Source organism: Nocardioides sp., assembly GCF_024509035.1.
GTDB lineage: Bacteria > Actinomycetota > Actinomycetes > Propionibacteriales > Nocardioidaceae > Nocardioides.
Genome location: NZ_JANINT010000082.1, coordinates 1 through 9,014 on the forward strand (window position 1 = coordinate 1; position 9,014 = coordinate 9,014).

Annotated in this window: 10 protein-coding genes; 4 read left to right on the top strand and 6 right to left on the bottom strand. The window is 72.5% G+C overall.

The window, feature by feature from the left end:
* The first annotated feature begins 150 nt into the window (after nucleotides 1-150).
* The 4 genes from Q0L15_RS06820 to Q0L15_RS06835 all read left to right on the top strand — a co-directional run bounded on the left by Q0L15_RS06820 (nucleotide 151) and on the right by Q0L15_RS06835 (nucleotide 3,626).
* Nucleotides 151-1,179: a tetratricopeptide repeat protein gene (locus Q0L15_RS06820; RefSeq protein WP_296603168.1), complete on the top strand. Its 1,029-nt coding sequence runs from the start codon at nucleotides 151-153 to the stop codon at nucleotides 1,177-1,179.
* Between the two features lie 41 nt (nucleotides 1,180-1,220).
* Nucleotides 1,221-2,027 carry a protein phosphatase 2C domain-containing protein gene (locus Q0L15_RS06825; protein WP_296603169.1) on the top strand — a complete coding sequence of 269 codons (807 nt, stop codon included), beginning with the start codon at nucleotides 1,221-1,223 and terminating at the stop codon, nucleotides 2,025-2,027.
* 18 nt (nucleotides 2,028-2,045) lie between these two features.
* A complete protein-coding gene (locus tag Q0L15_RS06830) occupies nucleotides 2,046-2,978 on the top strand; it encodes an alpha/beta hydrolase (protein WP_296603170.1) in 933 nt (310 codons plus the stop codon).
* Nucleotides 2,979-3,092: 114 nt separating this feature from the next.
* The gene (locus Q0L15_RS06835; protein WP_296603178.1) at nucleotides 3,093-3,626 is read left to right on the top strand and encodes a DUF3145 domain-containing protein; all 534 of its coding nucleotides are present in this window, start codon (nucleotides 3,093-3,095) and stop codon (nucleotides 3,624-3,626) included.
* Nucleotides 3,627-3,758: 132 nt separating this feature from the next.
* Here Q0L15_RS06835 and Q0L15_RS06840 read toward each other — a convergent pair whose 3' ends face one another.
* The 6 genes from Q0L15_RS06840 to Q0L15_RS06865 all read right to left on the bottom strand — a co-directional run.
* Complete coding sequence (locus Q0L15_RS06840) at nucleotides 3,759-4,238, bottom strand: hypothetical protein (RefSeq protein WP_296603171.1); 480 nt, start codon at nucleotides 4,236-4,238, stop codon at nucleotides 3,759-3,761.
* A gap of 59 nt (nucleotides 4,239-4,297) precedes the next feature.
* The gene (locus Q0L15_RS06845; RefSeq protein WP_296603172.1) at nucleotides 4,298-5,728 is read right to left on the bottom strand and encodes a carboxyl transferase domain-containing protein; all 1,431 of its coding nucleotides are present in this window, start codon (nucleotides 5,726-5,728) and stop codon (nucleotides 4,298-4,300) included.
* The gene (locus tag Q0L15_RS06850; RefSeq protein WP_296603174.1) at nucleotides 5,725-6,993 is read right to left on the bottom strand and encodes a beta-ketoacyl synthase; all 1,269 of its coding nucleotides are present in this window, start codon (nucleotides 6,991-6,993) and stop codon (nucleotides 5,725-5,727) included. Before Q0L15_RS06850 ends, Q0L15_RS06845 begins: the two co-directional genes overlap by 4 nt.
* Nucleotides 6,994-7,057: 64 nt before the next feature.
* Nucleotides 7,058-7,303, bottom strand: coding sequence for an acyl carrier protein (locus tag Q0L15_RS06855; RefSeq protein ID WP_011755445.1), 246 nt, complete (start codon nucleotides 7,301-7,303; stop codon nucleotides 7,058-7,060).
* A 60-nt stretch (nucleotides 7,304-7,363) separates the two neighbouring features.
* A complete protein-coding gene (locus Q0L15_RS06860) occupies nucleotides 7,364-8,365 on the bottom strand; it encodes a beta-ketoacyl-ACP synthase III (RefSeq protein ID WP_296603175.1) in 1,002 nt (333 codons plus the stop codon).
* Nucleotide 8,366: 1 nt separating this feature from the next.
* A partial coding sequence (locus Q0L15_RS06865) for a biotin/lipoyl-binding protein (RefSeq protein WP_296603176.1) occupies nucleotides 8,367-9,014 on the bottom strand: 648 nt, incomplete at its 5' end.

A 9,014-nucleotide genomic window follows, 5' to 3' on the forward strand; every position in this document is an offset into this window, starting at 1 on the left:
GCCGATGGTACTGCAACCGAGAGGCTGTGGGAGAGTAGGACGCCGCCGGACATACACTCCGTAGGGGCCACCGTCAGGTGGCCCCTACGTGCATTTCCCGTACGTGATCACGCAGCGCCGAACGACGGCGCAGGAGCAGGAGCGAGAGCCGTGGCCGAGCAACGCCGCAGTCAGAAGCCGCAGGGTGGCGGCAAGCCCACGGGCAAGCCGGCCGCCAGGTCGGGCGGCAAGCCCACGGGCAAGCCGACCGGCGCGTCGGCGGGGAAGCCCTCCGGAAAGCGTCCCGCCGGCCAGGGCCGTCCCTCATCGGCCAAGTCCTCCGAGCGTGGCCAGCGCTGGAGCCCGGAGACCGATCGCGCGTCGGGCGGTGCCCGTCCCGAGCGTCGCTCCGGAGCCGGCCGCTCGGCCAAGCCGGGTGCCAAGCAGGGGGACCGTCCCGGGCGCAAGAACGACTGGAAGCGCCCCGCGGACAAGCAGGCCGAGCGCACCGCCGAGCAGGCGCGCTACGACGGTCCCGAGATCCCGGCCGAGATCACGGGCGCGGAGCTGGACCGGTCGATCTCGGCGCAGCTCAAGGGGCTGCCCGAGAAGCTCGCGGCGCGGATCGCACGCCACCTCGCGGCGGCCGGCGTGCTGGTCGACGATGACCCGGAGACGGCCTACCAGCACACGCTCGCGGCCCGTGCTCGCGCACCTCGCCTGGCAGTCGTCCGCGAAGCCGCCGGCGAGGCGGCGTACGCCGCGGGCCACTACGCCGAGGCGCTCGCCGACCTGCGTGCGGCGAAGCGGATGAACGGCGCGACCGCCTACCTGCCGATCATGGCGGACTGCCACCGGGCGCTCGGCAAGCCCCAGGAGGCGCTCAAGCTCGCCAAGAGCCCCTCGGTCGCCAACTTCGCGCCCGAGGCCAAGGCTGAGATGACGATCGTCGAGGCCGGCGCCCGGCGTGACATGGGCCAGCTCGACGCGGCGCTGCGGACCCTGGAGCTCGCGCCCCTCGCCTCGAAGAGCCGGGCACCGTGGGTCGTGCGCCTGCGCTACGCCTACGCCGACACCCTCGAGGCCGCCGGTCGTCACCAGGACGCCCTGGCCTGGTTCCACCGCACCCACGCGATCGACAGCGAGCAGCTCACGGACGCTGCGGAGCGTGCGGAGGCTCTCGAGAAGGCCCTCGGCTGACGTCGGCTAGTATCCTCCCGCTTGGAGAGGAGGCCTCCACGATGCTGCGATTCTCGGGTGCCGGCGTCAGTGATGTCGGCCTGGTGCGCTCGGACAACGAGGACTCCGCGTTCGTCGGACCCTACCTGGCCCTGGTCGCCGACGGCGTCGGCGGCGCTGCGGCCGGGGAGGTCGCGTCCGCGACAGCGGCGTACGCCGTGTCCGCCACGGTTCTGGCCCGGATGGGCGAGGAGCCCGAACAGCTCCTGCTCGACGGGTTCGAGGCAGCGCGGACCAGCATCCGACGCGGCGTCCAGGGTGACCTGGCGCGGCTCGGGATGGCGACCACGCTGACCGCGGTGGTCTGCGACGGGCACCGCGCGGTGCTCGCCCACGTCGGTGACTCCCGTGCCTACGTGCTCCGTGGCGGGGAGCTGACCCGGCTGACCACCGACCACACCTACGTGCAGGGCCTGGTCTCCTCCGGGCAGCTGCGGGCCGAGGACGCGGCCCGACACCCGTGGCGCAACGTCGTCCTCCGCTCGCTCGACGGCGACCCGGTGCACGAGGGCGTCGACCTGCTGCCGCTGCCGGTGAGCCCCGGTGACCGGCTGCTGCTGTGCAGCGACGGGCTCTCCGACCTGGTGGCTGAAGACGCCATCGGCGAGCTCCTGGGCGTCGAGGACCCGCACTCGGCGGCCGCGGTGCTCACCCGGGCGGCCCTCGACGCGGGTGGGCGCGACAACATCACCGTCGTGGTCCTCGACGTCGTCGACGGCCCGATGGTGGTCGGTGACGGTCAGCTGCTGGGCGCCGTGCGCGACATCGCCAACGTCGTCGACCCCGGCGCCGTCCGGCTGGCACGCTGACGTGCGAGACTCCTGGGCGTGGGGAACGTCAGACGGCCAGCGCTCGAGGGCACCGTGGCGGTGCGTGGTGATCGGCGGCTGAGCTTCGCCGAGTACGGACCTCGGAGCGGCCCGGCGATCATCTGGATGCACGGCACGCCCGGTGCGCGGCGCCAGATCCCGCTCGAGGCGCGGGAGTACGCCGATCGGCGCGGCGTCCGCATCATCGGCATCGATCGGCCCGGCATCGGCTCCTCGACGCCGTACCTCTACCCGAACATCCTGGACTGGACCCACGACCTCGAGCTGTTCCTCGAGACGCTGGCGATCGACACGGTGCGGCTGATCGGACTCTCGGGTGGGGCGCCGTACGCGCTCGCGGCCGGCGCCGCGCTGCCCGACCGGGTGCACGGGGTCGGGATCCTCGGAGGCGTCGCGCCGACCCGGGGGCCGGACGCCGCGGACGGGGGACCGATCCAGCTGGCCGTGCACCTCGCGCCGGTGATCACCCTGGCTCGCGTGCCCCTCGGGGTGACGCTCACCCAGGCGATCCGGGTGGTGAGGCCGCTGGCCGGACGGGCGCTCGACCTCTATGCGGCTGTGCAGCCGCCGGGGGACAAGCACCTGCTCTCGCGGCCGGAGTTCAAGGCGATGTTCATCGACGACCTGCTCAACGGCAGTCGCTTCCAGACCTCGGCGCCCCTGGCCGACCTGATCCTGTTCACGCGCCCCTGGGGTTTCGAGGCGGCCGACGTGCGGGTGCCGGTGCGGTGGTGGCACGGGGACGCCGACCACATCGTGCCGTTCCGCCACGGCCAGCACATGGTCGACCGGCTCCCCGACGCCACGATGACGGTCATCCACGGCGAGAGCCACCTCGGGGGCCTCGGCATCGCCGAGGACGTGATCGACACCCTGCTCGACCTCGGGCCCAGGCGGGCGCGGCGCAGCACGAGCGCCCGGAAGCCCTGACGCTGGCGTTCCGGCGTCTCATGGGTCACAATGGTGACCACAACTACACCCGTGTCACTCACGCCTCGGACATCTCCTGCGAGCTCGCTGGGGAAGGCGCATCTCGCGCCGGAGATGGAGGAGGTCACGGTGACCGCACGCACTGCCACCCGCGCCGCGACGCGAGGCGTCCTGTACGTCCACTCGGCGCCGTCCGCGCTGTGCCCGCACATCGAGTGGGCCGTCAGCGGTGTCCTTGGCGTGCCCGTGAGCCTGGACTGGACCCCTCAGCCGGCACAGTCGGGCAGCTACCGCGCCGAGCTCTCGTGGACCGGGGAGGTCGGCTCCGCGGCCTCGGTCGCCTCCGCGCTGCGCGGCTGGAACCACCTGCGCTTCGAGATCACCGAGGAGCCCACCGCCGGGTCGGAGGGGGCTCGCTACTCCTTCACCCCCGAGCTGGGTGTCTTCCACGCCGTCACCGGCCTGCACGGCGACATCATGATCCCCGAGGACCGGCTCAAGGCCGCGGTCGTCAAGGCTGCGCTCGGCGACACCACCCTGCTCGTCGAGATCGACAAGCTGCTCGGCAAGCCCTGGGACGACGAGCTCGAGACGTTCCGTCACGCCGGTGAGGGCGCCCCGGTCCGGTGGCTGCACCAGGTGGTCTGATCCGCCCGACGCTGTAACGCCCGTTTACCCGTTCCTACCCGCCTGGTGCAGCGGGGGCGATGAAGGGGTAACACGGCGTTACAGCAGCGTGGCTCCGACGGTGCGGCGCGGTGGTGCCGGCCGGACAGGTGCTCAGGGTCGGCGGAGCCGGAAGTGCGACGGCTTCAGCCACACCTTGTGCTCGCCCTGGTCGTTGTACCAGAGCAGCTTGGCGCGGATCGTGAAGCGTCCTGCGTAGGTGGAGTAGCGGCAGAAGCGGAAGTGGACCCGGTCGCGCTTCGGGTCGCCGTCCGACCAGTAGGCCCCGGAGGCGACGGTCTCGCCGGTCCGGTCGTCGAGGAAGGTCTCGAGGGACCAGTCCCCGGTCGGGGTCGAGACGACGTAGCGGTAGGGGTAGTTGTTGCACCCGCGCCGCAACGTGCCGTCGGGCGCGCTGGTGTGCCCGTAGTCGGCGCGGTCGCGTCGCTCGTGGGAGGAGTGACCGGCCAGCTCGCCGACCAGCCCCGAGACCGGGTCGGTGGGCTGGCCGGCCAGCGCCGGGACGGCCGTGACCACGATCGCGGCGACGAGAGCCGCTGCGAGCAGCGTGCGCAGGCGTGTGACGGACGTCATGAGAGGTCCAACGGCGCAACCGCCGAGCCGTTACGGCTCCGGAGTACGCCTCGGCGTCCTCAGAGCGGGATGTTGCCGTGGGCGCCGCGACGCACGCCCACGGTCTGGACGGCGTCGTCGATCGCCCGGGCGATCGCGCTGCGGGTGGCCGTCGGCTCGACGACCTCGTCGACGACGCCGATCTCGACCGCACGCTCGACGCCGCCGGCGATCCGCTCGTGCTCGGCCGCGAGCTCTGCCTCGACCTGGGACCGGATGTCGGGCGCGACCTCGGCGAGCCGGCGACGGTGCAGGACGCGGATCGCCGCGACGGCACCCATGACCGCGACCTCGGCGCCGGGCCAGGCGAAGACCTTGGTCGCGCCGAGCGACCGGGCGTTCATGGCGATGTAGGCACCGCCGTACGTCTTGCGGGTCACCAGCGTGACGCGGGGGACCACGCACTCGCCGAACGCGTGCAGCAGCTTCGCGCCCCGCCGCACCACGCCGTCCCACTCCTGTCCGACGCCGGGCAGGTAGCCGGGGACGTCGACGAGCACGACGAGCGGCACGCCGAACGCGTCGCACATCCGCACGAACCGGGAGGCCTTCTCCGCCGAGAGGGAGTCGAGGCAGCCGCCGAGGCGCAGTGGGTTGTTGGCCACCACGCCGACCGTGCGACCACCCAGCCGGCCCAGGGCGGTGACGATGTTGGGAGCCCATCGGGCGTGCAGCTCCTGCACCGTGCCCTCGTCGAGCACCGACTCGACCAGCGGGTGCACGTCGTAGGCGCGCTTCTTCGACTCCGGGAGCAGCGCCGCCAGGTCGCGGTCCTCGACGTCGTCGACGACCAGCGAGCCCTGGGACCCGAGCAGGTCGGCGACGTCGCGGGCGCGGTCGAGCGCGTCACGCTCGGACTCGGCGAGGATGTGCACGACGCCCGAGCGGCGCCCGTGGGGCTCGGGGCCGCCGAGGCGGAGCATGTCGACGTCCTCGCCCGTCACCGAGCGCACGACGTCGGGACCGGTCACGAAGATGCGGCCCTCGGGGCCGAGGATCACCACGTCGGTGAGCGCCGGGCCGTACGCCGCGCCTCCGGCCGCCGGCCCGAGCACGACGGAGACCTGCGGGATCTTGCCGGAGGCCTGGGTCATCACGTGGAAGATCCGGCCGACGGCGTGCAGCGACAGCACGCCCTCGGCGAGCCGGGCCCCACCGGAGTGCCAGAGGCCGATGATCGGGATGCCGTCGGTCATCGCCCGGTGGTAGGCGTCGACCACGACCCGGCAGCCGACGTCGCCCATCGCACCGCCCATCACGGTGGCGTCTGAGCAGAACGCGACCACGCGGGTGCCGCGGACCTGGCCGACGGCGGCGAGCATGCCGGAGTCGTCGTCGGGGGTGATCAGCTCGAGCGTGCCCTCGTCGAGCAGGGCGGTGAGCCGGTGGACCGGGTTGCGCGGGTCCTGCTCGCGGGGGAGCTTGGCCGGCTTGGTCTGCGTCGCGGTCACGAGCTCGACCCGAACGCGACAGCGACGTTGGCGCCACCGAAGCCGAAGGAGTTGTTGAGGGCCACGATGTCGCCCAGGGGCAGGTCGCGGGCCTTGGTGGCGATGTCGAGCTCGACCTGGGGGTCCTGGTCGTCCAGGTTGATGGTCGGTGGCGAGACCCGGTGGTGGAGGGCGAGCACGGTGGCGATCGCCTCGAGCGCACCGGCGCCACCGAGCAGGTGACCGGTCATCGACTTCGTGCTGGTCACCACGACCTCCGTGGCGTGCTTGCCGAGCGTCGCGTGCAGCATCAGGCCCTCGGCGATGTCGCCCTGCGGCGTCGAGGTCGCGTGGGCGTTGACGTGGGCGACGTCGCCCGGGCTCACGTCGGCCTCGGCCAGCGCCCGGAGGATCGCCCGTGATCCGCCGCGACCCTGCGGGTCGGGCTGGGCGATGTCGTGGGAGTCGGCGGTGATGCCCGCACCGAGGACCGTCGCGTAGATGCGCGCGCCGCGGGCGCGGGCGTGCTCCTCGGACTCCAGCACGAGCACACCGGCGCCCTCACCGAGCACGAACCCGTCACGGGCGGTGTCCCAGGGGCGGGACACCGTCGTGGGGTCGCCACCCTCCGGCCCGCTCGCGGTCTTGGACAGCGCCATCATGTTCGCGAACGCCGCCATCGGCAGCGGGTGGATCGCCGCCTCGGTGCCGCCGGCCAGCACGACGTCGGCGCGACCGAGCCGGATCTGGTCGACGGCCAGCGAGATCGCCTCGTTGCCGGACGCGCACGCGGACACCGGGGTGTTGACCGCCGCACGCGCTCCGACGTAGAGGCTGATCTGTGCCGCCGGGGCGTTGGGCATCAGCATCGGCACGGCGAGCGGGGACACCCGACGGGGCCCCTTCTCGCGCAGCGCGTCGTAGTTGTCGAGCAGGGTGGTGACGCCTCCGATGCCGGAGGCCATCGCCACGCCGACCCGGTCGCCGTCGAGCCCGCCGTCCTGCACCGCGCCCTCCAGGCCCGCATCGGCCCAGGCCTGCATGGCCGCGACCATCGCGAACTGCGAGGACCGGTCCAGGCGGCGGGCCTTGACCCGCTCGAGGACCTCGCTGGGCTCGACGGCGATGCGACCGGCGATCTTGACGGGCATCTCCTCGACCCAGTCGTCGGTCAGGCGCCGCACGCCCGAACGCCCGTGGATGAGGGCGTCCCAGGTGGTGTCCACGTCGCCGCCGACCGGGGAGGTGACCCCGAGGCCGGTGACGACGACTCGCTTGGAAGACATGCTGCTCCTTGGTTCGTCGACCGTGGGTCGACGGGTGTCTCGACGGGCTCGACAGCTGGGTGGATCAGGCCTGGGCGCGCTCGATGAACGCGACGGCGTCGCCGACGGTCTTGAGGTTCTTGACCTCGTCGTCGGGGATCGAGACGCCGAACTTCTCCTCGGCCGCGACGACCACCTCGACCATGGACAGCGAGTCCACGTCCAGGTCGTCGACGAAGGACTTGTCGAGCTGGACGTCGTCGGCGTCGATGCCGGCGACCTCGTTGACGATGTCGGCGAGGTCGGCGCGGATCTCTTCGGTCGTGGCCATGAAGGTGGTGCCTTTCGGTTGAGGGGTGTGATCGGGTGGTGCAGAACTGTGGGGGCCGGGCTAGGGGACGATGACGACCTGCGCGGCGTACGCGAGGCCGGCTCCGAACGCGATCAGCAGCGCGGTGTCGCCGCTGCGGGCCTCGCCCTCCTCGATCATCCGATCGAGGGCGAGCGGGATCGAGGCGGCCGAGGTGTTGCCCTGCTCGGCGATGTCGCGGGCGATCTTGACGTGCTCGGGCAGCTTCATCGCCCGAGCCATCGCGTCGGTGATGCGCATGTTGGCCTGGTGGGGGACGAAGACGTCCAGGTCGTCGATGCCCACGCCGGCCCGGTCGAGGGCGAGCTGACCGATCTTGGCCATGGAGTACGACGCCCAGCGGAACACCGCGTTGCCCTGCATGACCAGGTGCGGCATCTGCGGGGCGTCGCTGGCGACGACGTCACGCCAGTCCTCGCGCTGCCGGATCAGCTCGAACTGCTCGCCGTCGGATCCCCACACGACCGGGCCGATGCCGGGGGAGTCGGTCGGGCCGACCACGGCGGCGCCGGCACCGTCGGCGAAGATGAACGCCGTGCCGCGGTCGCCGACGTCGGTGAGGTCGGAGAGCCGCTCGACGCCGATCACGAGCACATGGCCGGCGCTGCCGCCGCGGACCATGTCCGCGGCCATCGCGACGCCGTGGCAGAAGCCGGCGCAGGCGGCGGAGATGTCGAACGCCGCCGCCTGGTCGGTGCCGAGCTCATGGGCGATCGCGGTCGCGATCGCCGGGGTCTGGATGAGGTGGGTGACGGTCGCGACGATGACGCAGTCGATCTGGCGGGGGTCGATGCCGGAGCGGTCGAGGGCCTTGCGGGCCGCCGCGACCGACATGACCTGCACGGTCTCCTCCGGCGTGGCCCAGCGGCGCTGCTTGATGCCCGAGCGCTGCTGGATCCACTCGTCGCTGGAGTCGATGGCCTCGACGACCTCGGAGTTGGGGATCACCCGCGACGGGCGGTAGGACCCGATCCCGAGGATGCCGGCGTGCCGGGCCCCCTGGGCCTGCTCGATCGTGGCCATCTCAGGCTCCTCCCTCGGGGTGCAGTCGGATCAACGGCTGGCCGGGTGAGACCAGGTCGCCGTCCTCCACCAGCCACTCGACGACCGTGCCGCCGTGCGGCGCCGTGACGCGGGTGCGGTCGCGCAGGCTCGCGATCTCACCGATGGCGATGCCGGGCGCGAGCACCTCGCTCTCGGCGGCGTCGCCGGCCTGGTGGAACGTGCCCTTGGCGGGGGAGACCACCATCCGCCAGGTCGGGCTGGTGTCCATCCCGGACGACTCGCCGTGCTTGGCGCAGAACGCGCGGGCCTCGTCGAGCTGGTCGGGCGTCTTGAGGGCGAAGGTCTCGACGCCCTTGAGCGCGCGCTTGGCGATGCCGGTCAGCGTGCCGGCCGGCGGCATCTCGAGGATGCCGGTGACGCCGAGGTCCTCCATCGTCTCCAGGCACAGGTCCCAGCGCACCGGGCTGGCGATCTGGCCGACGAGCCGGGCGAGCACCTCGCGACCGTCGTGGACGACGGTGCCGTCGCGGTTGGAGATCACGCGGGTGCGGGGATCGTGGACCGAGACGGAGCGGGCGAGTGCGGCCAGGTGGCCCACCGCCGGCTCCATGTGATGGGTGTGGAACGCGCCGGCGACGCTCAGCGGCATCAGCCGGGCCTTGGCAGG